Annotated in this window: 18 protein-coding genes; 10 read left to right on the top strand and 8 right to left on the bottom strand. The window is 41.1% G+C overall.

All coding sequences use genetic code 11. The features are described 5' to 3' along the window. Window positions 1-74 precede the first annotated feature (74 nt). The 3 genes from EV144_RS24365 to xseB are packed head-to-tail and all read left to right on the top strand — an operon-like array spanning window position 75 to window position 1,738. The gene (locus EV144_RS24365; protein ID WP_243854677.1) at window positions 75-638 is read left to right on the top strand and encodes an exodeoxyribonuclease VII large subunit; all 564 of its coding nucleotides are present in this window, start codon (window positions 75-77) and stop codon (window positions 636-638) included. After that, on the top strand, window positions 529-1,551 hold the full coding sequence (gene xseA, locus EV144_RS15195) for an exodeoxyribonuclease VII large subunit (protein WP_243854676.1): 1,023 nt from the start codon (window positions 529-531) through the stop codon (window positions 1,549-1,551). Before EV144_RS24365 ends, xseA begins: the two co-directional genes overlap by 110 nt. Then, window positions 1,526-1,738 carry an exodeoxyribonuclease VII small subunit gene (gene xseB, locus EV144_RS15190; RefSeq protein WP_317129085.1) on the top strand — a complete coding sequence of 71 codons (213 nt, stop codon included), beginning with the start codon at window positions 1,526-1,528 and terminating at the stop codon, window positions 1,736-1,738. The genes xseA and xseB overlap by 26 nt, the downstream gene beginning before the upstream one ends. Before the next feature lie 59 nt (window positions 1,739-1,797). On the opposite strand, the gene EV144_RS15185 is transcribed toward xseB, so the two are convergent. From EV144_RS15185 to dinB, 4 genes are all read right to left on the bottom strand, one after another. Then, complete coding sequence (locus tag EV144_RS15185) at window positions 1,798-4,131, bottom strand: ATP-dependent helicase (protein ID WP_134150020.1); 2,334 nt, start codon at window positions 4,129-4,131, stop codon at window positions 1,798-1,800. Between the two features lie 176 nt (window positions 4,132-4,307). Further along, entirely contained in the window at window positions 4,308-4,928 is a 621-nt protein-coding gene (locus EV144_RS15180; RefSeq protein ID WP_134150019.1) for an alpha-ketoglutarate-dependent dioxygenase AlkB family protein, read from the bottom strand. 68 nt (window positions 4,929-4,996) lie between these two features. Then, window positions 4,997-8,053 carry a DNA polymerase III subunit alpha gene (locus tag EV144_RS15175; RefSeq protein WP_134150018.1) on the bottom strand — a complete coding sequence of 1,019 codons (3,057 nt, stop codon included), beginning with the start codon at window positions 8,051-8,053 and terminating at the stop codon, window positions 4,997-4,999. Between the two features lie 4 nt (window positions 8,054-8,057). Then, window positions 8,058-9,239 (bottom strand): DNA polymerase IV, encoded by a 1,182-nt coding sequence (gene dinB, locus EV144_RS15170; protein ID WP_134150017.1) that lies wholly within the window; start codon window positions 9,237-9,239, stop codon window positions 8,058-8,060. 388 nt (window positions 9,240-9,627) lie between these two features. Here dinB and EV144_RS15165 point away from each other — a divergent pair, with 388 nt between their 5' ends. After that, window positions 9,628-10,065, top strand: coding sequence for a response regulator (locus EV144_RS15165; protein ID WP_134150016.1), 438 nt, complete (start codon window positions 9,628-9,630; stop codon window positions 10,063-10,065). Between the two features lie 95 nt (window positions 10,066-10,160). Here the strand turns inward: EV144_RS15165 and EV144_RS15160 are convergent, their stop codons facing one another. Beyond that, a complete protein-coding gene (locus EV144_RS15160; RefSeq protein WP_134150015.1) occupies window positions 10,161-10,451 on the bottom strand; it encodes a DUF6965 family protein in 291 nt (96 codons plus the stop codon). A gap of 415 nt (window positions 10,452-10,866) precedes the next feature. Further along, window positions 10,867-11,853 carry a WG repeat-containing protein gene (locus tag EV144_RS15155; RefSeq protein ID WP_134150014.1) on the bottom strand — a complete coding sequence of 329 codons (987 nt, stop codon included), beginning with the start codon at window positions 11,851-11,853 and terminating at the stop codon, window positions 10,867-10,869. A 429-nt stretch (window positions 11,854-12,282) separates the two neighbouring features. On the opposite strand from EV144_RS15155, the gene EV144_RS15150 reads away from it, so the two are divergent. After that, window positions 12,283-12,750 carry a JAB domain-containing protein gene (locus EV144_RS15150; RefSeq protein ID WP_134150013.1) on the top strand — a complete coding sequence of 156 codons (468 nt, stop codon included), beginning with the start codon at window positions 12,283-12,285 and terminating at the stop codon, window positions 12,748-12,750. A gap of 303 nt (window positions 12,751-13,053) precedes the next feature. On the opposite strand, the gene EV144_RS15145 is transcribed toward EV144_RS15150, so the two are convergent. Both EV144_RS15145 and EV144_RS15140 read right to left on the bottom strand, forming a co-directional pair. After that, complete coding sequence (locus tag EV144_RS15145) at window positions 13,054-14,253, bottom strand: WG repeat-containing protein (protein WP_134150012.1); 1,200 nt, start codon at window positions 14,251-14,253, stop codon at window positions 13,054-13,056. 135 nt (window positions 14,254-14,388) lie between these two features. After that, entirely contained in the window at window positions 14,389-14,682 is a 294-nt protein-coding gene (locus EV144_RS15140; RefSeq protein ID WP_134150011.1) for a hypothetical protein, read from the bottom strand. 255 nt (window positions 14,683-14,937) lie between these two features. On the opposite strand from EV144_RS15140, the gene EV144_RS15135 reads away from it, so the two are divergent. The 5 genes from EV144_RS15135 to EV144_RS15115 all read left to right on the top strand — a co-directional run. Further along, window positions 14,938-15,375, top strand: coding sequence for a plasmid mobilization protein (locus EV144_RS15135; RefSeq protein WP_243854675.1), 438 nt, complete (start codon window positions 14,938-14,940; stop codon window positions 15,373-15,375). Further along, the gene (locus EV144_RS15130) at window positions 15,360-16,625 is read left to right on the top strand and encodes a relaxase/mobilization nuclease domain-containing protein (RefSeq protein ID WP_134150010.1); all 1,266 of its coding nucleotides are present in this window, start codon (window positions 15,360-15,362) and stop codon (window positions 16,623-16,625) included. Before EV144_RS15135 ends, EV144_RS15130 begins: the two co-directional genes overlap by 16 nt. A gap of 30 nt (window positions 16,626-16,655) precedes the next feature. After that, window positions 16,656-18,641 (top strand): conjugal transfer protein MobC, encoded by a 1,986-nt coding sequence (gene mobC / locus EV144_RS15125; RefSeq protein ID WP_134150009.1) that lies wholly within the window; start codon window positions 16,656-16,658, stop codon window positions 18,639-18,641. A 528-nt stretch (window positions 18,642-19,169) separates the two neighbouring features. Next, window positions 19,170-20,831: a T9SS type A sorting domain-containing protein gene (locus EV144_RS15120; RefSeq protein WP_134150008.1), complete on the top strand. Its 1,662-nt coding sequence runs from the start codon at window positions 19,170-19,172 to the stop codon at window positions 20,829-20,831. 46 nt (window positions 20,832-20,877) lie between these two features. After that, the coding region (locus EV144_RS15115; RefSeq protein ID WP_166670584.1) for a DUF5977 domain-containing protein at window positions 20,878-25,254 on the top strand (4,377 nt) is incomplete at its 3' end.

Raw genomic sequence — 25,254 nt, 5'->3', positions numbered from 1 at the left:
GTTTAGAACTCATATCAACCACAGAGGTACAGCTTTTAGTTTCTGAGGTATTATTGCTACCTTAGCATTTTAAGATGAAATTACAAAGCAGACCGTCTTTTGTAAAAATGCCTATGGTACCTGAAAACTTTATCACACTCTCTGAACTTAACCACAAAATCCATCAGGCGGTCAATGACCTTTTCAAAGGGCATACCTATTGGGTGGTGGCGGATGTTACCAGTCATACTTTTAAGGCTGATAAAAAGATCCATTATTTTGAGCTGGTTGAAAAAGGAGAAAAAAACAGTGCGATTACAGCCAAAATTATGGGAAAGGCGTGGGGAGAAGGAGCGGTACATCTCTCCGATTTCGAAAAGAAAACCGGACAGCGGTTTACCAATAATCTTCATGTTCTGGTTAAGGTAAGCGTAGACTATCATCCGCTGTACGGGCTCTCTGTAAATGTGCTGGATGTAGATGTCAATTTTACACTTGGCGTTCTCGAGCGCCAGCGTAATGCTACACTTAAAAGGCTTGAGCAGGAAAATGATTTTATTACAAAGACCGCTGAGGGGGTATTCAACGCACAACAGCCGTCTGAAGCTGCCGCTTGTCATCCAGAGAGTAGCTGTTATATCGGCCAGCAACTCCGCTAGAAATGAAGATTTCAGACATACCCTGGAGCATAATAATTTTGGGTATGCTTTCCATATTGATGATTATTATACTATAGTGCAGGGAGACAATAATGCCAGACTGTTTTTAAATAAATTGATAGAAGTTTACCAGACAGGCATTTCCTATGATGCGGTGGTGATTACAAGAGGAGGAGGCGCACAGTCGGATTTTCTGATCTTTGATAATTACAATATTGGACGCGCCGTCGCTAAGTTTCCTATTCCGATTATAACAGGTATAGGACACCAGAAAGATGTCAGCATTACGGACATGATGGCTCATACCAATACCAAAACCCCGACTAAAGCCGCTGAGTTTATCATAGCCCACAACCGCAGTTTTGAGATGGGACTGCTCGCGGTGCAGCAAAATATCGTGATCAAATCACAGCAGCTTTTCCTAAGACATTTCAAAATACTGGAAGAGCTTAAAAAAAATATTTCATTAAACACGAGAACGCTTTTGGCACAGCACAAAGAAAAGCTGTCATTCAGCAATCAGAGAATTGCAGCAAATGTGAAAGACATACTGCATGAACACCAGAAGAAACTTTCGCTGAAAATCCAGTTTACAGCCCAGACATCACAGAACCTGCTGCGCCGAAAAAACAGTGATATAGAGCATCTGGCGGGAAATTTAAAGCTCTTTTCAAGAGCCTGTTTACGAAGCAAAAACCTGCATCTTGAACATATGCAGAAGAGCATTGCGCTGATGTCCCCGCAGAATATCCTTAAAAAAGGCTATGCAATTGTAAAAGCCAATGGAAAAATTACCAGCCGAGCTAATGATATAAAAGAAGGGGAGGATATAGAAGTAATCCTTTACGATACCATACTTAAAAGCACCGTTAAAGAAAAAATACGACATGATGGAAGAGAAACTGACTTATGAAACAGCATGGAATGAGCTGACCGCCATTTCAAAGGAAATAGAGAATGAAACCATTTCAGTGGATGAGCTGGCTGCCAAAGTGAAAAGAGCATCCGAGCTTATTGCTTTCTGCCAGAGCAGACTGAAAGATACTGAAACGGAAGTGGGAAAAATTATTGACGGTATGGAAAACCAGAAAGAGGCATAAGGATAAAATGAAGCGGCTAAACTAATCGGAAAATAAATTCCAAAGCCAGTATATCTGTTTCAGGATTCCGGCCATTTTTTACAGGCACCACCGGCATCTTCATCAAGATCATCTGCAGGGTCATCATTTTCAAAAATATCCTTGGAAGGAGCCTTAGGAGTGTCACTTCCGGCAAAGGGATCTGGAGCTGTTTTCAGGCTTTCATGGAGGCTTAAGAGTGCAGCAGGCGATGAATCTTCCTGCTGTTCAGATGCAGCGGTCAGAAAACGAAAAGCAAAATCAATCGGCTTTTCTTTTCCCATTTCAAAAAAATGCACGATATACTGGTTTTTTTCCCTGTCAACGGTCTGTATTTTTCCTTTGTTCCAGACCGGGTGCATCACAAGGTCCCCTTCTGAAAAAGCAGTGTCTTCCTCACCTTTTGAAGCTGAAGCGGACTGGGCAGTCTGCAGTATTTCAGCAGAGAGTTTTCCTTTACGCACATAAAATTCTTCCTTGATTTCAAAGAGGAATCTTGACGGATATTTATTAAGACCGGTTGTGAAATTAAAACCTTCAGAGTCTGTCATGTAGAACCTTTTCTCAGCGCGGGTAACAGCCACGTACATTAGTCTTCTTTCTTCCTCAATGGCGCGTTTTCTTCTTTCTTTGATAGAAAGCGCGCTGGGCAGCACTCCTTCTGTGAAACCGCACAGGAATACGTAAGGAAATTCCAATCCTTTGGAGATGTGTATGGTCATCAGGCGCACCTTGTCCTGAGTTTCTGTGTCCTTGTCAAGATCGGTGTAGAGTGAGACTTCCTGCAGGTATTCCACAATATTTACAGGACCGTTGTTTTCTTTTTCCAGCAGCAGCATCGAGCTTACCAGTTCTTTGATGTTCTCGAGCCTGTCCTCATCGCCGTCTTTACGGTAAAGCTCGGAAAGTCCGCTTTTGTCCAGGATAATCTTAACCAGATCTGAAATGGAATTGTTCTGGGCATCTTTTTTTAATTCTGAAACCAGGTTCAGGAAATCAACAGCCCCCTTTTTATTAAGTTCCCTGTCTTCAATATTATGCTCTAATGTGTGAAGCAGCGAGAGGTTCTGTTCTCCTGCCAGAAAGCTGAGTCTTTCGAGAAACTTTTTCCCCAGTCCTCTTGAAGGATGGTTGAACATGCGCAGAAAAGAGAAATTATCGCCCTGTACAATAAGTCTTAAAAAAGAAAGCACATCTTTGATTTCCCTGCGCTCAAAAAAACGGACGCCTCCAAATATGATATACGGGATATTATCCTTGATAAGTGCCTGCTCTATATTTCTGGAGAGGTGGTTCGATCGGTACAGTATAGTAATGTCGGAATAAGAAGCATTTTCGGTTTTTAGTATTTCCTTAATCTCTGTTGCCACCCACAGTGTTTCCTCAAAATCATTTTTACCGTGGAAATGAACCACTTCAACACCTTCGGGATTGTCAGTCACCATATCCTTGTCCACTCTTACTGTATTGTTTTTAATGATGTGGTTGCCGACTTTCAGGATGTTGGGCGTCGAACGGTAATTCTGGTTCATGATGATGGTCTGGGTATCAGGAAACATCTGGTCAAATTCCACCAGGTATTCAGGCTTTGCACCGCGCCATTCATAGATGGTCTGGTCAGGGTCGCCGACAAGGAAAAGATTCTGGTGTACGCGGGAAAGAATTTCCACCAGATGAAACTGGCTGTCGGAGCTGTCCTGTGCCTCATCAACCTGTATGTAATGTAGCATTTCCTGCCACTTTAAAAGCACGTCGGCATTACTGTCCAGAATAAATGCAGTAAAATGAATCAGGTCGTCAAAATCCAGCGCGTAATTGCGTTTTTGTTTGTCCAGGTACTTCTGATAAACACGACTGGAAAGTGAATCTTTTTCATCGGGCTCAAAGCTTTTATTCTCCAGCATATAGCCCAGATAATCTGAAGTGCTTTTTTGCTTGGAGATAAAACGCAGCACCTGTTTGAAAGTCAGGTTTTTGGAATTGATCTCCAGCTCTGTGAACACCTCTCTGAGTATGGTTTTCTGGTCTTCAGCATCCAGTATGATAAAATTCTTCGGGTAATGTATTTTATTTATTTCTTCACGCAGAAAGCGTACGCAAAAACCGTGGTAGGTGGTAATAAAACTGACATCATAAAGATCACCAATGAGCATTTTTACACGTTTTTTCATTTCCTGTGCCGCTTTATTGGTAAAGGTGACACAGAGAATGTTAGACGAATTGATACCCAGTCTGTCGACAATATAAGCGAAACGTGAAGTCAGTGCCTTTGTTTTTCCTGATCCGGCTCCGGCAATAACACGAACGTAGCCTTCAGTAGTTTTGACTGCCTGCAGCTGTTTTGGGTTAAGGTTTTCTAGAATCGGATCGGTCATAACAGGATAAATATTAAAAAGATATTAAAAGGCACTGCTGCTTTTATGCTTTGCATCCTGCTTGGAATTTAATTACAAATGGCGGACGGCTGTACCTTTACAAATTTATGCAATTAATTCAAATGGATGAACGCTCTAAACAGACAAAAGAATAAATACATTTGGCACAGGCAGCATTAAATTTCCCTGACCTGCCGGAAAGTGAGGTTGATTCTCGGCAGCACCGGCCTTGCCGTTTTAGGCACCTGATGTTCCCACCAGGTGTTGGTATTTCCAGCCATGAGCAGAAAGGTGCCGTGGTGCAGCGGGATTTCTATCGGTGGCATATGTTTAAGCACTTTATGGCGCAGACGGAACATACGGGTTTCCCCAAAGGTTACAGAAGCAATATTCATGTTTTTATTACTGGAAGAGGTTTTGTCACTGTGCCATCCCACACCATCACCGCCGTTTCTGTATAGGTTTAGCAGCACGGCATTAAACTGAATACGGGTTTCCTGCTCCACCCGGTCCCGGATAACCAGAAGTTCTGAGGGCCAGTCAGGATTGGATTTGCGTTCCGGTCTGTTGGTGTCACCGTACCAGGCAATCATACGCGGTGCTGTGACCACTTTGTCATACATCGGCATTTCGTATTCCCGCCACTGGGTAGTGTGGAGTAAAAAATTATAATAGTGATCGGATTCTTCCTTATTAAAAAAGTTATCGATCAGCAGCAGATCAGTGTCAGGAGCATCAAATATTTTTCTGCCTCCGCAGCCTGATGAGAAAATTTCGGTGTCATCAAAAAGCATCATTTTTTTCACATTTTTAGTTGGACTTGTCTTTATTGCGGCAGCTGCTATATCCGTTATGATTCCCGGTATCAGCTGTTCATCTTTTGTCTTGGGATATTGATTTCATGTTCCTGCGGATAGGGTGCGCGGTGTGTCATGCTGACATCTTCTTTTAGTTTCTGCTGCATTTTGTACTTCCAGTCGTTCTCATGGGCATACCGGGGATCAGGGATAAAAGGCATTTTGGCCATTTTGGTAACCGTGATGGTAGGGAAGTGGTAGTCCACTTCCACACTGCCCAGCAGCAGGTAACAGCCTCCTCCCTGAAAAGGATACTGCTTTAAGCTTCCCGTGAAATGGGCCGTGTCAAACATTTCTCCTTCTGCATCTATCCAGGTTCCGAAATACATGGCGCCCATTTTAGTAGGCACATGTTTGCGCGAGATCAGATAGGCCAGCATGCGCACCTGTTTTTTGTGATGCTGCAGCAGGTCTTTGGCCATAACATCGCCCCTGAAACTGGTCTGCAGGAGCTCGAATGGGGAGCAGGAGACCGGAAAACCGATAAACTCAATTTCATCAAAAGCATCTTCAAAAAAAGAGCGTTCCAATATCGGGAGTTTGAATTCCCTGGCCGGTTCCTGGATCAGTTTAAGGTTCCGGTCCCCGGGCTTGAAATTGACCAGCAGCAGACGAGCCGTGATCAGGAGTTCATTTTTGGATTGCTGCGTAAAACGGAAAGCTCCGATAAAGATCAGGATCTGTAGGTTTTCAATGCCTATGGGCACCCGGTTGATAAAATCTTCCAGTGATTGATAATCCCCGTTTACAGCCCGCTCTTCTTCAATAAACAAAGCGGTTTTATGTTCCAGTCCCTGCAGCTGCATAAACCCCAGAAAGATATCACGGCCGTAAAGCGTGGTTTCATAAGTGCTTTTATTGACACAGGGATTGTGCACAGCTGCCCCTGACATCCGCGCTTCATGCACATAGACCTCCGTGCGGTAAAACCCGCCCTGATTATTGATTACGGCGGTCATAAACTCAATCGGATAATGCACTTTAAGATACAGGCTCTGGTAGCTTTCGACGGCATAAGAGGCGGAATGGGCTTTACAGAAAGAGTATCCGGCAAAAGATTCAATCTGGCGGTAAATTTCCTCACTGAGCTGTAAGGGATGTCCCTGGCTTGCACAGCATTCAAAAAAGTGATCCTTTACCCTTTGCAGGGCAGCTTTGGATCGTCCTTTACCGGACATGGCACGGCGCAGTATATCCCCGTCGGCCGCTGGGAGTCCGCCGTAATGCTGGGCAATCTTAATCACGTCTTCCTGATACACCATGATGCCGTAAGTCTCTCCGAGATGCTGTTTAAAAACAGGATGGAAATACTCAAACTGGTCCGGATGGTTGTGTCGGAATATATATTCCTTCATCATGCCGGACTGTGCCACCCCGGGACGTATAATGGAAGAGGCTGCCACAAGGGTCTTATAGTCGCCGCACTGCAGACGGCGCAGCAGACCCCGCATAGCCGGGCTTTCAATATAAAAACAGCCGATGGTTTTTCCTTTGGAAAGGTATTGGTTACAGGAAACTTCATCTTTGGAAATGGAAGTGTCACGTATATTAAGCCGTATACCGCGGTTCTTCTCAATAATTTTAACGCTCTCGTCGATATGGCCGATCCCGCGCTGGCTTAAAATATCGAATTTCTCAAGACCGATGTCTTCGGCGGTATGCATATCAAACAGTGCAATAGGAAAACCTTTGGGTGGCATTTCCAGCGGGGTGTAGGTGGTAATAGGTTCTTCAGAGATCAGGATACCGCAGGAATGCATGCTTCGCTGGTTGGGGTATTTTTCCAAAAGCATGCCGTATTGCTGCACCTGTCGGACTACTTTATTGGTCGGGTGCAGGTTCATCGGATTTTTAGCAAGCGCATCGAGTTCTTCTTTCGGAAGACCGAAAACTTTGCCTACTTCACGGAATATAGAACGGTATTTAAATTCCACATTGGTGCCGCAGAAAGCCACATGGGCAGCGCCGTAGCGGGAGAATATATATTCGAGGATCACATCGCGTTCTTTCCATGACCAGTCAATATCGAAATCAGGCGGACTCTTGCGGTTGAGGTTCAAAAAACGCTCAAAGTACAGGTCCAGTTCCAGAGGACAGATATCGGTAATTCCCAGGCAGTAGGCTATGATGCTGTTGGCGCCGCTCCCGCGTCCGATATGCATAAACCCTCTGCTGCTGCTGTAGCGTATGATATCCCAGGTAATGAGAAAATAGCCGCTGAATTCCAGCTGGTCAATAGTTTTAAGTTCTTTGATCATTCGGGTTTTTGCTTCCCTATTGTCCTTACCGTAGCGCCATTCAAGCCCCTGCTGGGCGAGAATGGTCAGCAGTTCGATGTCACTCTGACGGCTGTGGGTATAGTATTTTTTGTTTTTGGGCGTCTGAAAGTCAAATTCAAAATTACATTGTGCCGTTAGCGCTTCCGTATTGGATATGATCTGTGGATAGTCTGCATATTTTTCCAAAAGGGATTCCAGGGAAATCATGACTTCTGTTTCCCTGCAGTGGTCACCGTCAGCCAGTTTTGATAAAATGATGTTCCGCTCTACTGCGCAGAGTATTCTGTGCAGGTTGTATTCGGTACGGGTCCGGATTGTTACCGGCTGCAGCATAACCATCTTGGACATGCTGTTCTGAGCTTTATTTAATACGAGTTTAGGAAGCTCCTCGGGGCGTATTCCGATAAACTCATTTTCTTTTAACGAATCGGGAGCATTTTCGATGGTATAGATAAAAAGTACGTCCTGAAGATCCGGGGCGTTTAAAGGCAGCGGGGTGCCGTCAAAATTATGTTCGGTAAGAAAACGGTTCATTTGGGCAATCCCCTTTGCATTCTTTGCCAGCCCTATATAGCGGAATTGATTCTCGCTGCGAAATTCAATACCGGCCAGAGGTTTTATTCCTGCAGCGGTGCATTCCTTTAAGAATTCATAAATTCCGGTCACCGTATTGATATCGGTCAGCGCCATGACTTTAACACCGCAGGAAACGGCCTGCTGCACGAGCTCCGCGACAGGGATGGTGCCGTAACGCAGGGAGTGGAAAGAATGGCAGTTCAGATACATGGAATCAGGGTTTGCGTTTTAAAATTTCATTTTTAGTGTTGGGTTTAAATGAGGCTCCGGCGCAGCGCATGACGGCATCAAAACCGTAGCGGGTTTTCATTTTGTCCATGGCCTGGTAAAGCGCCAGCATTTCTTCAGTATCATTGAAAAGATCAATCTGGTAGGTGCCTCTTACCAGCCCGCTGAAACGCACACCGATCAGACGCAGCCTCATACGGCGCTGATAGAGTTTATCGAAAAGTTCCTGAACCATTTTAGTCAGGATATGATCCGCTGAGGTATACTGAACCCTGCACTGCTTGGTTTCCGTATCAAAATTGGCATATCTGACTTTGACCGTTACCGTGGAGGCCAGCCATTGTTCTGCGCGGAGCTGGTAGGAGAGTTTCTCGACCATTCCCAGCAGCACTCTGTTTAATTTTGGAATGTCAATGGTGTCCTGCGAGAAAGTATGTTCGGTGGAAATGGATTTTCTTTCCGTATAAGGCTCCACGGGATTATGATCGATGCCGTTGGCTTTTTTCCAGAGTTCCAGTCCGTTTTTACCGATCATCTGCTGCAGGGCATCTGCCGGCATTTCAGAGAGTGTTTTGATGGTGCGGATGCCGATCCGGGAGAGCAGCTGGAACGTTTTTTCACCCACCATGGGGATTTTCTGGATGGAAAGCGGATTTAAAAAAGACTGCACCATGTGTTCGGGGATATCCAGATTTTGTTTCTGTTTTCCTTCACCGGTGCCGATTTTGGAAACCGTTTTGTTGATCGAAAGGGCAAAGGTGAGGGGCAGGCCGGTTTCCTTGGTGATGCGCTGGGCGAGCTCATCGGTCCATTTATAGCTGCCGTAAAACCGGTCCATGCCGGTGATGTCCAGATAAAATTCATCAATACTGGCTTTTTCCACCACAGGCGCTTTTTCCTGAATAATTTCGGTGATAGTATGGGAGAGGTTGGAATACAATTCCATATCGCCTTTCATGACTTTTGCCTGCGGACACAGGCGGAGTGCCATCTGGATCGGCATGGCAGAGCGCACTCCGAATTTTCTGGCTTCATAAGAGCAGGAAGCCACAACACCTCTGTCCCCTCCGCCGATAATCAGCGGAATACCGTTTAGTTCTGAATTGGTTAGTCTTTCGCAGGAAACGAAAAACGTATTCATATCAATATGTACCACTGCTCTGTTCATCCTCTGTTTCATTTTATAGGAATCAAAATTAGTAACAGAAAATAACATTTTTTAAAAATTAAATGTTATAAATAGTAACAAAATTCTAAAATCCTTATTTTTCAGGTGATTTGAAATGATGCTTTTTTGAACTCAAAATCCTTTATTCAGAAATTACATAAGGTCAAAAAAAGGGAAACTCAGCTGAAGGCTTTTTTGGTTTTAGATAAGCTGCAGCATATTTAATGATTTATCATTTTTCTATGTAAGAAAATTTTCTTACATTTATAACGGTCAGCTGCACAGCACGGTACTCTGCTGTCTGCAGTTTTTTAAAAGCTTATATTACCCCCCGGTATAATTTTTTGCGGATTTTTAAATTATTATCTAACTGCATAATTTTTAAGCGATGTTACAGCAGCAGCACTCAAGCAAAACTATTTTCCTGGCGGAAGACGATCCCGATGACAGTATATTGTTTGTGGAAGCGCTCCGAGAAGTTGATCCTGAAATCACCGTGAAGATATCCCAAGACGGACAGCAGCTTTTAGATATCCTTTATGAAGCCCTTATGGACAAACCTGAGATCATTTTCCTGGACATCAACATGCCGCGTAAAAATGGTTTTGAATGCCTTAAAGAAATAAGGGGCGACAGCAGCTTTGACGATGTTAAAGTGATCATGCTTTCCACCAGCAGCAGCAGACTGCATGTAGAGGTTTGCTATAAACTGGGTGCTGATTTTTATGCTGTTAAACCCCGTACTTTTCAGGATCTCAAAGAAGTGCTGCGGGATATATTAGCCATAGACTGGAATGCCGCTGACAGGAACAGACTCGATTTCTGAAGGTCTCTTCAAAATAAATAATTAAATAAAAAAACAGCCCTGCAGATTGAAATGCAGGGCTGTTTTTTATTCGGCTCAGTTTGTAAAGGGAAATTTTACAGAGCTGTTTCGACCTGGGAAGAAGCCTCACCAGTGATTCCATCAGAGGGTGTTTCTTCTGTTTTTTCTACAGCAGTCTGCTGGGTCGTTTTTTTCATCAGGATATAAAAATCCCTTAGGTGCCACCATGCCGGACAGCGGTCTGTAGGACCGTTAAAATTTTGGATAGTGCTGTAGCAGCTTTTTAAAAAAACCTGGGTATCGGTAATGTTGGCCCAAGGTGTCAATCGGACTTCCTTCGGCGGAGGACTGGCCTCAAAATAGCGTTTAATTTCTTCGTGATTCATATCGCGAAATTACGCAATAAGTACAGATTAGTCAAGGGTTCATGGGGTATAATGGAGGTGATTGCGTTTTTTTTATGGAGGATTTATGCTCTCTTTTTGGGGCTGTTCCCGCTATGCGTTTCAATCTTCTGCGCCGAACCCCGTCGCATAAGGATTTTCACTGCTATCGGGGCTAGGATAGGACCAGAATGTTGTTGTGCTGTAATCCAAAAAAAAAGCTTATCAGTCTAATTTTAATAAAATTAAAATATGCTGATAATTCATAAGCCTCTGAGTTCAAATTCCGATTATATTGATCACCCCATTCCGTTTTAAAGTGAGCACCTAATTCCATTTCAAAATGACCACCTAATTCCGGAGTAAATGACCAGCTCCGCTGGGGCAGCTGTTATAGGCAGTATCTTTAAATCTTAGCTTATATTTTTGGAGTATAAATAAATTCTCCTGTTTCACCAATGTAACAATATTTGCCATTATATTTGACGTTTGCTATTCCTTGCCTGAAATCATCTGCATAATCAAATTGGGCTTTGATAACTATTTGTCCTGTTTTATCAAGATAACCGTATTTATCGCCATACTTAATACGTGCAAAGCCGGCACAAAAATCTCGAGCATTTTCATACTGAGGATCGACAATTATTTTTCCTGTTTTATCAATGTAGCCCTGTTTTTTATTTACTATGATTCTAGCCAGTCCATCATTAAATGGAAATGCAGAATCAAATGCGGGGCTTACAACTATTTCTCCGGTTTTGTTAATGTAGCCAAATTTACCGTTAATACTAACAGGGGCTATTCCTTCTTTAAAGTCATGTGCTATCTCAAATTGAGGGTTGATTACGAATTCTCCTGTTTTATTGATATAACCAGATTTGCCATTAAGGATGACCATGGCAAGTCCTTCGCTAAACTTATCTGCATAATCAAATTGAGGTTTGATAACTATTTGTCCTGTTTTATCAATATAGCCATATTTGTCATCATATTTAACACATGCAAGTCCTTCCTGAAAATCATTAGCCCAGCTAAATTGTGGTTTAATAACTATTTTTCCTGCTTTGTCAACGAAGCCAAATTTTTCATTAATACTAATTAATCCAAGTGCTTCGCTAAACTTATCTGCATAATCAAATTGAGGCATAATAGCCGTTTTTCCTGAAAGATCTATATAACCAAATTTGCCGGCAGTATTTTTAATAACTGCAAATTCTTCGTTGAAATAAGTGGCTATATAAAATTGGGGCTTAATTACAATTTTTCCTTTATTGTCAATATAACCGAATACATCATTAACCGTAATCGGATAAAGTTCATTGTTTACTTTTTTGTTTTGAGCTTCGCTTTGTTTGCAGCCAAGTACAGTTACAATTAATGTTAAAGCCAGTGTTAAATTTCTCATAGTAAGTTCAAAGGTGTTTCTTATAGAATTAAATTTTTCATGTATATTACCAGACAGGTCTAAAGCTGTTCTTATATGGCTAAGGTTAATTTGTACCAGTCATAAAAGCGAAGATATGGATTATATAAATCTTTTTGATATAATCTTAGCGGCCGGGTTTGCTGCTCGTTTTATTTCTGCCTTTTCCTGCTGTTTACAGCAAGGCTCATTTGCGTTTTCTGCATCCTTTTTTCCGTTTACGCTTTTTGAAATCTGAAGAAGCATACTTTCGTTTAATTCCATCACAAAGTTCGGACACAGGACTGCGGTTCGCTGCAAAAAATTCCCCCATAAATGCAGGACATCCGTCCTGCTTTATTGCGTTGCTTTCTGCGCTCGCTTTCCTGTGCCCGCAGGCGGTGCTGTTATTAATCTTAAATATACAGTACCATGAAAACAAATGAAAACAGCAGCTGGAAAACCGTATCGGAAATCGACCTGATCTACAGAACCAAAATTAAAAGCTCAGAAAGGCCGCTGATTACTTCTTCGAGATCTGCTTATGCGATTCTCAGGGATTGCTGGGATCCCGATAAAATTGAATTTATCGAGCAGTTCAAGGTGCTGCTGCTGAGCCAGGCCAATAAAGTCCTCGGCATTTATGAAGCCTCTTCCGGAGGTATAGCAGGAACTGTCGTGGATGTCAGACTGCTCTTTGTGGCAGCTCTTAAAGCCAATTCAGTGGGATTTATTATCACCCACAACCATCCTTCGGGTAATACTGCCCCTTCAGAAGCCGATAAAAGCATTACCAGAAAAATTAAAGCAGCAGGAGAGCTGCTCGATATCAAGCTGCTGGATCATCTGATAGTGACAGCTGACAGCTATTATTCCTTTGCGGATGAAGGCGCTTTATAGCGTCTTTTTTTTCTTTTTATATGTTTTTTGACCTTTGCCGTGCAGGCTTGAAATGCTGTAAGATTATTGGAAGATCCTGTAAGTGGCAGTGCTCTTTATTGTCGTAAATTTGTTTATATACTGGTAATGCTGCTGTTTAAATCAGCCAGAAAAGAACAGGGGACCGGCGGGGTTCGTCTGGAGGTTCTGTCCCAAATGATTTAGTTAGTTACCGCATACCATTTCAGGCAACCGCCGGCCGCCCAAGACTCCCTTTTTAAGGGAGTTTTTTTATGTAAAAAGTAATTAAATCTTCTGACAGGACTAGAAGTATATGGTGAGAGCATCTTCTATATCAAGAATTTCATAATTGACAGTCTGCCTGTTATAGAATATGATCCTGTCCTCGTACATTTGGTAGTGTTTATAGACAGGCTCTACAATTATTTCGTTATTGGAATTGATAAGTCCCCAGAACCCATCCTTAGCACACCAGACTCCATCTTCCTGTTCACCCTGATAATAATACATCAGCCCTGTTGGGTTGATTAAAAACAAATCATCACTAAAAGTGTGATCAATCCAGTTGTATTGAATAGAGATAATCAGGCTTCCCGCATGATCATAGACACCCCATTTTCCGCCGTCCAGCGTATAATAGCATTCAGCACCTTCTGCTTCTTTCGATTCATAGTCATGACCGGATACCGCGTTTCTTTTTTCATAAACCAGAATAAACTTTTCACCTTTAGAAATCAGATTGTAAAGCGGCGGAATTATAATGCTGAAGTGCTGATCCAGCAGTCCCTGCTGTTCGATCATAGCGGTATTGTCGACATAGCTGCTGTAGAATACCCCGATATCATAAACCGTATATAAATTGGGATCATGTACAAAATTAACCAGACCGTATTCAAGAGTTTGAAGCAGCAGTCCGTTCTGATCGTAGATCCAATACCTGCTGCCTTCAAGATCATCACCATCTTCATCTTTTCCTTTATGGATCTGTTCTCTGGCTTTGAAAATTTTCAGGGTTTTATTGTACTCAATTTCACTGTATTTTAGTGGGATGATGATTTCAAATTTGGAATTAAGGATGCCCCGGTAATCATCAATAACGACCAGATAGCTGTCTTCATTGATGTCCCTTACAGTATCATAGATGGCAGGAACCAGTATCTCGAAATTCTCATCAAGCACACCTTCTCTGGTGGTCTTATAGATCTCGGGCTTATCTCTCAGCTCACTGAAAAAAAGGATGTCTTTTTTCGTCTGTGTATGATGGACTGAATAGTATTTATGGGTATCGAACAGCACTTCTGCCGTTTCCGAAACTTTCAGCACTCTTGTTTTACCGCCCTTATCATTATAGATGTTAAGAACAACGAATCCTCTGGTATCACGGAATCCAAAAAACTCCCCGTATTTAAGATTGAGTCTGCTGCAGATGAGATCAAAAATATCTCTGGTTTGCTGCATTTCATTTTGTCTTTCTTCAAACGATTTTAATTCTTCAGGGCTCATATTATATTTGGATCAGCTCTTCAAAAATACCATAAAAATCATAATATTCTATATTTTAAAAATCAAATGCATTGATAATGACGTATAAAATAATAAAGCCGTTAACACTTTGGTTAACGGCTTTTCTTTTTGGTTTTACTGTTTTTTGGCAGCTGCCAGACCCGCAAGTTTTTCATTGAGTTCGGTAAGACCGGCCCTGCTCAGGCAGTCTGTAGAAAGCTGTTTGAGTTCGGTGATATTTTCTTCTGCGGTACGCTGGAGCAGCAATGAAGGACTGCCGTTATTTTCCAGCAGACCTCGCTCAATTACATGGCTCAGCAGGAGGACATTTTTTCGTGAAATTTTCAGATCAATCTTCACTGGTTCATTCATGCCCGGGACACTCAGTATGGTATCAAAAACCTGGGCTGCATCATTTTCTGTCAGCATAATTCACTTGTTTTTAAATTAATAATTGGATCTTCAAAGATAGTCAGAAGCTGTAAAAACACCCCGTTCAAAATATGGACGGGATGGGAGGAATCCGTCTGTCTTTTCTACTTTCGTTATCAGAATCGTTTAAAAACAGCTTTCAGAGGTAATTGTTTGGAGAGGCTGTAAGACTGCCCCGCTTGCTGCAGTCGGCCAGATGTCCGTTTGTTAAACAAACGCATCCGGCTGCCCTGTGCTCGGAACTCGCTGGCAGTGAAACAAGAAGAAAAGAGTTTAAAAAAAGGAAAGGGAAAGAAGATGGGAAAAGAGATTTTAAACCGAACCCGCATTGCAGCGATCCGCTTTACCGTCGGGGAATATGCAGTGCTTGAAAGAAGATGCAGAGCGACAACCTGCAGGCAGATGAGCGAATATCTCAGAAACTGTCTTTTACATAAGCCGGTAACGGTCAAACATCGCGATGCCTCACTGGATGAATTTATGCTCGAATTTATACGCCTTCGAAAAGAGCTCAGTGCGGTGGGGAACAACTTCAACCAGACCGTTAAAAAACTGCATACCCTGCAACAGATTCCCGAGTTCGGGCAGTGGATTTTTGAGACGGAAACGCAGCGCGAAATACTGCTGTTTCAAGTAGCGGAGATCCAGAGAATGACCGCTAAAATTACGGAGAAATGGTTGCGGTCATAAAGACTGGGCATTCGGTGCAGCGCATTTTCCATTACAACGAAAACAAGGTCAAGGAAGGGGCTGCCGAGTGTATCGGGGAGGGTAATTATCCTGCTGGGGTGCAGGACCTGAACTCGTCTATGAAACTCAGCAGACTGGTGCATCAGAATGCCCTGAACGGTAATGTGAAAAGAAACAGCGTGCACATCTCGCTGAACTTTCATCCTTCTGAAAAGTATTCCAAAGAAAAGCTCCTTCAGATCGCCGAAGCCTATATGGAAAAGATAGGTTTCGGAGAACAGCCCTATCTGATCTACCAGCATCATGATGCAGGGCATCCGCACATCCATCTGGTCTCCATTAAAGTCAGGGGAGACGGCTCGCGGATTGACATGCAGAACATAGGGAAAAACCAGTCTGAAAAAGCCAGAAAAGAAATTGAAAAAGCATTCCACCTGGTAAGAGCGGAAGGGAAGAAACCGGAAGGAATTACTCTCGTAAAACCAGCTGCTGTCAGTAAAGTCTGCTACGGTAAAATCGAATCCAAAAAAGCCATCTCAGCCGTACTGCAGTCCGTGCTTCTGCAATATAAATACGGCTCGCTGGCAGAACTCAATGCAGTGCTGCAACTCTATAATATTAAGGCAGACAGAGGCAGTGCGGATTCGAGGGTTTTTAAGAGCGGAGGACTCGTGTACCGCATACTGGATAAGGAAGGGAAAACTGCAGGAGTTCCCATCAAGGCCAGTGATTTTGCGATGAAGCCGACCCTTGCTTTTTTAGAGCGCAGTTATCTGCTGAACAACACCGAAAAGGTATTTGAAAAGAAGCGGATCCGAAATGCAGTTGATACTGTTTTTCTAACGAAAAATAGCAATATGGAAGGACTGGTTTCCCAGCTTCAGAAAGAAGGGATACAGGTGGTTTTACGGCAGAGTGATGCGGGACAGCTGTATGGGATTACCTATGTGGACCATGTAACGAAGTGTGTTTTAAACGGCAGTGCACTGGGGAAAAATTACAGTGCCAAAGGCATGCTGGAACGCTGCGAGGGAAGTGTGAAAATGGGAGAGGCTGCAGGGGCTGAAAAAGTTCTTCGCAATGATTTTAAAGAGCTGTACCAGACGGGTTCTGAAAGTGTTTCATCCGGTCTTTTGGGTAAAGGACTTGAAGAGCTTTTCAAGTCCGAATGGCAGTCCGATAATGTGCCTGCCGCACTGAAACGAAAACGTAAAAGGAGGAAGAAAAAAGGTCGTTCGGATCTGAATTAAAAGGAAAAAATAATACTAAAATAGAGAATTATGCAGACAGGAGAAAATGAACAGGCACTGAGAAAAATAGTGGACATGACAAGGCTTATCAGTATCTTTTTACTGCTGGGGCATTACTACTATTACTGTTATGAAGCTTTTAAATTATGGAATCTTACCAGTGTGTTTGCAGGTAAGATTCTGGGAGCGGTTTACCGTACCGGACTGTTCGGGAATTTTTATATTTCAAAGTGTGCTTCGCTTGGTTTTCTGGTTATTTCATTATGGGGAGCAAAGGGAAGAAAGGATGAAAAGCTCGAGTTCAAAACGGCTTTTTATAAAGTGGTTTCGGGGCTGGTATTGTACTTTCTGAGCGGGCTGTTTCTGATCCTTGTTTCCTCTTTTTTGTATGCAGCGGCGGGGTATATGATGGTCACGAGTCTGGGATTTCTGCTGGTGCTTTCAGGAGGGACGCTGCTGTCCAGACTGATCAAAAACAGACTGTCTTCCGGAGATATTTTCAACAGCGAGAATGAGACCTTTCCGCAGGAAGAACGGCTTCTGGAAAATGAATATTCGATTAATCTGCCGGCCCGGTATTATCTGAAAAAAAAGCTGCGCTCGAGCTGGATCAACGTCATCAATCCGTTCCGCGGGCTGATGGTTTTAGGCACGCCCGGATCGGGTAAATCCTACTTTGTCATTCGTCATGTCATCACCCAGCACATTGCCAAAGGATTCAGCATGTTTGTCTATGATTTTAAGTATGATGACCTGTCTAAAATAGTTTACAACACCTTTGAGAAATACAAGCAGGTATATGCCGTGATGCCCAAATGTTACTTCATTAACTTTGATAACATCATGCACCGCTGCAATCCTTTAGATCCGCAGAGCATGGAAGATATCACCGATGCTTCGGAATCCGCAAGGACAATTCTCATGGGGCTTAACCGGGAATGGATCAAGCGTCAGGGGGATTTTTTTGTGGAGTCGCCGATCAATTTTTTATCCGCTGTAATCTGGTATTTAAGGCGTTACAACGAAGGGGAGTTCTGCACCCTGCCGCATGTGATTGAACTCATGCAGATTGATTACGACAGTCTCTTTACCCTGCTGCGTACCGATAAAGAAATTGAGGTGCTCATCAATCCTTTTATCAATGCCTATCTCAACGATGCCATGGATCAATTGGAGGGACAGATTGCTTCGGCTAAAATAGCCATGGCAAGGCTTTCGTCGCCACAGTTGTATTATGTGCTGTCGGGAAATGATTTTACTTTGGATATTAATAATCCACTCGAGCCGAAGATTGTCTGTATGGGCAACAATCCGCAGAAAATACAGATTTACGGAGCCGTTTTATCGCTGTATGTGAACCGCCTGATCAAACTGGTCAATAAAAAAGGAAAGCTGAAATCGAGCCTGATCTTTGATGAGTTCCCGACCATTTATCTCAACAATATGGACAGTCTGATTGCTACAGCCAGAAGCAATAAGGTGAGCACTTGTTTAGGGGTTCAGGACTTCAGCCAGCTTAGAAAAGATTACGGACGGGAGCAGGCCGATGTGATTTTAAATATTACTGGCAATATTATCTCAGGGCAGGTGACAGGGGATACGGCCAAACAGCTCTCGGAACGTTTCGGGAAGATCATGCAGGATAGAGAAAGTGTTTCGATAAACAGTGCGGATACCTCTATCAGCCGTTCCAGACAATTGGAAGCAGCAGTGCCTCCTTCGAAGATTTCGTCCTTAAGTTCTGGGGAATTTGTGGGGATGACAGCAGATAATCCGGATTGTAAAATAGAGTTGAAGACTTTTCATTCGGAGATCGTAAACGATCATGAAGTGTTACGGAAAGAAGAGCAGGGGTACAAGGAAATACCGCCTGTTAGAAAGCTTGATAATGCGATGATCCAGCAGAATTTCGCACAGATCCGGCGTGATGTTCAGGAAATTATTTATACCGAGATGGAGAGACTTTTGAATGATCCTGCGCTGAAGCATCTGGTGGTAGTTAAGAAGAAGAGATGATTGATTTGAATTGTTTGTTTGTTTATTGGATGAGCCTTTGAAGCAGACTGTTTTATTTTAATTATTATGGCCGGCAATACGTAATGATGATTTAGTTAATTCCATTTATTAAATGGAGAATATTATTATGGTTTTGGATTAAAAATAAGAGGTTAAGAAGTTTTAGATTTTTCTAAAACTTTTCCAGCCCTAACGCGACAATTCTGGAACCATTTTTTTTTGATGATTTATAAAAATTAGCATAATTAATCATTTCTGGATGATGCAGGATTGTCAATCTGAAAGTGTCATGAAATAAGTATTTTCTATATTTTTTTGTAAATAAAATGCTAAGTATAAATACCTTTTTTACATCTGTATTATAGTTTTTTTTTTTTTTTTTTGATGTAATATTTTTATTTACAGCATGTTATATTTTATTTCTTTGCTGGATTTATAAAGATTTTTTATCAATGAGGAAATCCGTAAAGATTATAAGAATCCCTCATTTACATTTACGCACGAAATTGTCTAATCATAAATGTGCGTATGAAAAAACTTTACTTACTAATTCTTCTCTTACCGATTTTGAACTATTCCCAGGATATCCAATGGGAAAAGTCATATGGGGGTAAACATTCCGATTATCTTTTTGATGCACAGCCGACAGCCGATTACGGTTTTATTCTCGCGGGAAGTTCTGTTTCGGATAAAACCGGGAATAAAGACCAGGACAATCACGGGGATCTGGATTACTGGATCTGGAAAATGTCAGAGAAAGGAGAACTGGACTGGCAGAAAAGTTTCGGAGGAAATGGATTTGACTTACTTCAAAGCATCAAGATTACCAGAGACGGCGGTTTTATACTCGCAGGCACATCTAGTTCTGGAACGGGTTTTGAAAAAGGAGAAGACTGCAAAGGTATTACCGATTTTTGGGTTATAAAACTTGACGCAGCTGGTGCAGAACAATGGCAGCGAACCATTGGCGGCAGCGGCCAGGATGAATTACTATGCGCTTTTCAGACTAAAGACGGAGGATATATATTAGGAGGTTCATCCAGTTCAAGCCCCTCATCAATTTTAAATACCAGTCCAGAGGGAAAACTGGCTCCTGCTGCAAAAGCAGATTTATTTAGTAAATCTGAAAAGAGCAGAGGCAACATGGATTACTGGATTGTGAAATTGGATAAGGAAGGTAAAATTGAATGGCAGAAAACTTACGGCGGGCAGTATACCGATGAATTAAGAAGTATGGAACAGACTTCTGATATGGGCTATATTTTAGCAGGTTATTCTAACTCTCCAATATCAGGAGAAAAAGCAGATGCTAATAAAGGAGTGGGAGATTATTGGATTATCAAAATAAATGATACGGGGGAAATTTTATGGCAGAAAACTTATGGGGCCGATGGAGATGACCAGCCTTATGTAATTCATCAGACAAGCGACGGCGGTTACATTATTGGAGGTAATTCCAATAGTAAAAATCCGTTATCGCCTCAGGGAGGTATTGTCGGCAATGGAACTGATTACTGGATTTTGAAAACAGATGAAGAAGGTGGTGTTGTATGGAGCAAGACATACGACTTTGGAAAAGTTGATATCCTTACCTCGTTAGTAGAAAATAATGACCACACGTATTTAATCGGCGGTCATGCCCAAAATGATGCTGTGAGATTTACAGAAGGATTACTGGGAAAAGCTGCAGGTCTGATTAATAAAGAGAAAGACGGGATTAACGATTATATCGCCTTAAAAATTAATGATCAGGGAGAAGAGATCTGGAGTAAAACAATAGGCAGCGGGGGAGAAGATATTTTAAGAAAATTAATAGAAACCCGTGACGGCGGCTACTTGATGGCCGGAACTTCTAATTCGGGATCATCAAAGGATAAAAACTCTAATATCGGCGGTAATGATTTTTGGGTTGTAAAGCTTAAGGATAAAACCAAAATAGAGAAAGTCAAGTCAAGTATCGAAGCAATCCCCAACCCGGCTGTCAGTTTTACCAATGTAATAATAGGTTACGATTTTAAGGAAGGAACTGCCACGCTGGTGGATATCACAGGACGTACGCTGCAGGAATTCAAGATAGAAAGCAGGACAGTGCCGATAGATTTAAGCCGATATTCTGAAGGGATCTACATTATTAAAATCAAAACCGATGTGAAGACGGAATCTGTAAAAGTAATCAAAACTGTTAAGTAGGAATTATTTCTTATTTAAACTTATCTATATCCAGTTACAAATCGTTATGAAATCAAATTTATATTTTTTATTATTTTTTATTTTTTTATTAAATGTTCAAGAAATAAAATCTCAAACTATTGGAGGAAATCAAAAATACATCCCAAATATAACAGTTACCACTCCTCAGGCCGGTGCCATAAATAAAGCTGGGGAAATTCCTGTAGACATTTCTACCGGGAGAATAAATTACAGCATTCCCATATTTGAGATAAAAGAAGGTAATTTTACTATGCCCATTGGTTTATCCTATAATTATTCAGGACTTTTACTGGATGAAACTCCGGGTTACGCAGGTGTAGGTTGGACTTTTAATATTGGCGGAGCAATAACACATTCCATTAATGGTTTAAATGATGAAAACCACGAGTCTAATAAAACATACGTTTACAACTATATCAATAAACTGGCACCGTATAATGATTTAGCAACAGGTGAAGGACAGACTACTATAGCACATTTTTTAGAAAATGTTTCAAACGGAATTTTCGATGGAGAACCCGATAAGTATTCTGTGAATATTGGAAATTTAAACTGCAGTTTTTATCTGGACAAAGATAATAATCCAATTTTTTTAAAAAATGAAAATTATAAACTTACTGGTAATTCAACAACTGGATTTACATTAACTGATGATTATGGAATTAATTATGTTTTTAGTCTGGCCCAAACTGCTGATAAAGTTACAGACAACGACCAATATAGTTATAATTCTTCTTTTTTAATAACAGAAATTAATTTTCCTTTTAGTACAAACAAAATTACATTTGAGTATGGTACTGTCCTGCAGTATAATGATATTAACTCCAGCCAGAGTTTAATAAAAACGACTAACCAGATAGGTAATCCTGATAATGACTTTACATTAAGGAATAATAAAGTTACCACAATACTAAACACCAGAAAGTTAAATAGGATAGTTACTAATAATTATACTATTGAACTTCAGTACAACAGCAATGTAAACGAACCTGCTGTTGCTGTTATTAGTAATTTAAAAATACAAGATAAATTAAGCAGTGTAATTAAAAATTATGATTTTGAGTTTTCTTCGTGGTCAGGCAGAAGGGTTAATCTTCTGAATGTAAAATATAATGGAGCTGTTACAAATACCATGGAATATGACATGAGTATTCCTTATCCGCTGCCTACTTTAAACAGCTATTACCTAAAAAAGGATTTATGGGGATATTTTAATGCAAATGCAGTCCCAGTAAGCCCAACAGGTTTAACAGATCCGTATGCTAATTCTAGTATAAAATCAGATTTAGCCAGTACAAAAATTGGCGCTTTAACCAAGATTACTTATCAAACTAAAGGATATTCTTTGATAGACTATGAACCTAATACAGTTTATATGAAATCAACGGATTACAATTTTCCTTATGATGCAGACGCAGTAAGCACTTCTACAATAGATGCTGCAACAACTCCTGATGTTAATATGAATGATGTAGACAGCTTTACAGTCACTACCGTTCCATTAGAGGTAAATGTTATTTCTACTTTAACAAATCATACCTCAATTAATCCTTATGAAGAAAGGAATACTGAAGTTGTTTTGTATAAAGACGGCCAGAGTACAACCCCTCTTTATAAAGCTTCACAAAATTGGCTTCCTGAGGGCGTTTGGATTCCTTCCAAGTTAATTTTTACAGCAACAAAAAAGATAGTCATTAATGAAGCGGGTACTTATCGTATCAAAGCAACATCTACAAAAGGATCGTCTGCCAGCATAACTTTAAACCTTAAGCAGCGGCCTGAATATTTTAATCAGACGGTAGGGGGCATAAGAATTAAGCAAACTAAAAATTGTGATTTCAATGGTGAATGCATTACGACTTCATATACTTATTCTCAAGCAGGAAACAGTACGGGAATAATGCTTCAAAGACCTAGTTTTTATTCAGGATATTTTATTCAGGATAATTTGAGTTGTCCCCAAGGTATTTACGTAAGACAGGATTTTTATAATTATTCAAGTATTTATCCCTTGTCTAATTTTAGAGGAAGCCCGGTGTTATATAATACCGTTGAAAAATCAGACAGCAATGGAAGCTCTAGTAATGGGAAAATTATATATTCGTACTATGGAAAAGCATCTTCCAATTCACTGTATGATGATGAAAATTATTTTACCATTGGGCTTCTAGATACCCAAACGGTAAAAAGCCAGTCAGGCACAATTTTATCAAACCAGAAAAATATTTATTTGGAGGGCTTGAGACGTACTGTTCCAAAGTTTATGTACTTTCTAGATTGTAAAAATATTATTGAGACGCGTGCTTCTCCGTATGCAGCATGTCCGATGAGTTATCCGAGGCCTTTATCTGATTTTATGATCGGTACTTTTAAACATGAAGCTAAAAATTATCAATTGCAGAGTACAGAAAATAAGGACTATTATTATGGACAAGAATTAGTACACATAACATTAAATGCCTATGATTATAATACAGGCAATCTTAAAAGTCAGAAAAATACCAATTCTAAAAATGAAACTGTTGAAACCAGATACTTTTATGCGCAGGATGCTGAAGCGGGAAATCTTCCTTTTGCTCCTGAAATCATAACTGCAAACATGCTTGCAATTCCTTTAAGAACGCAGACTTTTAACGGTGCAGCGAAATTATCAGAACAGGTATCTGTCTATGATAAAACTGCATCGACTAGCAATTTACTGCTTCCAAAATCTATTTATGCAGGGAAATTTCCTAATTCATTTTCTCTAATAAATAATGTTGGGAATGTTGAGAAAAAAGTTACTTATGATTTATATGACAGTAAAGGGAACGTACTCCAGTATACTTTAGAAAATAGCACGCCTGTGTCAATAATATGGGGATACAATCAGACCCAGCCCATCGCAAAAATCGAGAATTACGCCTATTCATCTATTCCTGCAGCAACGGTTAACAGCCTGCAGACACTTTCAAATGCAGATAATGATAACTGCATGGGAGTGGCGTGTAAAGAACAGCTTCTAAGAAATGCATTAAATACATTTAGAAATTCACTTCCAGCGGATGCTTTTGCATCAACTTATACTTATAATCCTTTAATCGGTGTAACCAGTGTTACGGATCCTAAAGAAATATCTTCTTATTATGAATATGATACTTTCGGCAGATTAAAATTTGTAAAAGATAAAGATTTAAATGTGCTTCAAAAATACTGCTATAATTATAAAGGAGACCAAGTTGACTGTAATAACAGCTCAACGAGTATAGTTTTGTATAAGAGTACAGCAAGAAGCGGTTCGTTTACAAAGAACAATTGTGCGACAGGAGGAACAGGTTCTAGTGTAACATACAATCAAGCTGAAGGAGCAGTTACTTCAACGGTTTCTCAAGCAATTGCAGATGCAGATGGTCTAACTAAATTTAATATAGATGGACAGGCTTACGCTAATAGTAATCCATCAGTACTTTGTACTTTTAAAAATGCAGTTAAGAGCGCTGTGTTTACCCGAAATAATTGTGCTTCGGGCGGTACTCCTGGAAATGCAACTTATACAGTGCCTGCAGGGCGTTATAGTTCAAATGTTTCGCAGGCAGATGCAGATGCTCAAGCTCAAAACGATATAACTGCAAATGGTCAGATATTTGCAAATGATAATAACAATGCTAAATGCATTTTTAAAAATATTATCAAAAGCGTGATATTTACGCGAAACAACTGCAGTTCAGGAGGTACGCCTCAAAGCGCAACTTATACAGTACCCGCAGGCCGTTACAGCTCAAATGTTTCACAGGCAGATGCAGATGCTCAGGCTCAAAACGATATAACTGCAAATGGGCAGATATTTGCCAATGATAATAACAATGCTAAATGCATTTTTAAAAATATTATCAAAAGCGTGATATTTACGCGAAACAACTGCAGCTCAGGAGGTACGCCTCAAAGTGCGACCTATACAGTACCCGCAGGCCGTTACAGTTCAAATGTTTCACAGGCAGATGCAGACGCTCAGGCTCAGAATGACGTAAATGCAAATGGGCAGATATTTGCAAATGATAATAACAATGCTAAATGCATTTTTACTAATGTTGTAAAAAGCAGTGTATTTACCCGAAATAACTGTGCGTCAGGAGGCAGTCCTCAGAGTGCGACCTATACAGTACCTGCAGGACGTTACAGTTCAAATGTTTCTCAGGCAGATGCCGATGCTCAGGCGCAGGGTGAGATAAATGCTAACGGGCAGGCATTTGCCAATGATAACAACAATGCAAAATGTATTTTTACTAATGTTGTAAAAAGCAGTGTATTTACCCGAAACAACTGTGCATCAGGAGGCAGTCCTCAGAGTGCGACCTATACAGTACCTGCAGGACGTTACAGTTCAAATGTTTCTCAGGCAGATGCCGATGCTCAGGCGCAGGGT

This window comes from Flavobacterium sp. 270 (assembly GCF_004368785.1).
Lineage (GTDB): Bacteria > Bacteroidota > Bacteroidia > Flavobacteriales > Flavobacteriaceae > Flavobacterium.
This window is presented reverse-complemented; position numbering and strand designations above follow the sequence as displayed.

Excerpts from the sequence above, each read along its gene's own strand:
- EV144_RS24365 (WP_243854677.1), top strand. The coding sequence starts at position 75 with ATGAAATTACAAAGCAGACCGTCTTTTGTAAAAATGCCTATGGTACCT.
- xseA (WP_243854676.1), top strand. The coding sequence starts at position 529 with ATGATTTTATTACAAAGACCGCTGAGGGGGTATTCAACGCACAACAGC.
- xseB (WP_317129085.1), top strand. The coding sequence starts at position 1,526 with ATGATGGAAGAGAAACTGACTTATGAAACAGCATGGAATGAGCTGACC.
- EV144_RS15185 (WP_134150020.1), bottom strand. The coding sequence starts at position 4,131 with ATGACCGATCCGATTCTAGAAAACCTTAACCCAAAACAGCTGCAGGCA.
- EV144_RS15180 (WP_134150019.1), bottom strand. The coding sequence starts at position 4,928 with ATGATGCTTTTTGATGACACCGAAATTTTCTCATCAGGCTGCGGAGGC.
- EV144_RS15175 (WP_134150018.1), bottom strand. The coding sequence starts at position 8,053 with ATGTATCTGAACTGCCATTCTTTCCACTCCCTGCGTTACGGCACCATC.
- dinB (WP_134150017.1), bottom strand. The coding sequence starts at position 9,239 with ATGAACAGAGCAGTGGTACATATTGATATGAATACGTTTTTCGTTTCC.
- EV144_RS15165 (WP_134150016.1), top strand. The coding sequence starts at position 9,628 with ATGTTACAGCAGCAGCACTCAAGCAAAACTATTTTCCTGGCGGAAGAC.
- EV144_RS15160 (WP_134150015.1), bottom strand. The coding sequence starts at position 10,451 with ATGAATCACGAAGAAATTAAACGCTATTTTGAGGCCAGTCCTCCGCCG.
- EV144_RS15155 (WP_134150014.1), bottom strand. The coding sequence starts at position 11,853 with ATGAGAAATTTAACACTGGCTTTAACATTAATTGTAACTGTACTTGGC.
- EV144_RS15150 (WP_134150013.1), top strand. The coding sequence starts at position 12,283 with ATGAAAACAAATGAAAACAGCAGCTGGAAAACCGTATCGGAAATCGAC.
- EV144_RS15145 (WP_134150012.1), bottom strand. The coding sequence starts at position 14,253 with ATGAGCCCTGAAGAATTAAAATCGTTTGAAGAAAGACAAAATGAAATG.
- EV144_RS15140 (WP_134150011.1), bottom strand. The coding sequence starts at position 14,682 with ATGCTGACAGAAAATGATGCAGCCCAGGTTTTTGATACCATACTGAGT.
- EV144_RS15130 (WP_134150010.1), top strand. The coding sequence starts at position 15,360 with ATGGTTGCGGTCATAAAGACTGGGCATTCGGTGCAGCGCATTTTCCAT.
- mobC (WP_134150009.1), top strand. The coding sequence starts at position 16,656 with ATGCAGACAGGAGAAAATGAACAGGCACTGAGAAAAATAGTGGACATG.
- EV144_RS15120 (WP_134150008.1), top strand. The coding sequence starts at position 19,170 with ATGAAAAAACTTTACTTACTAATTCTTCTCTTACCGATTTTGAACTAT.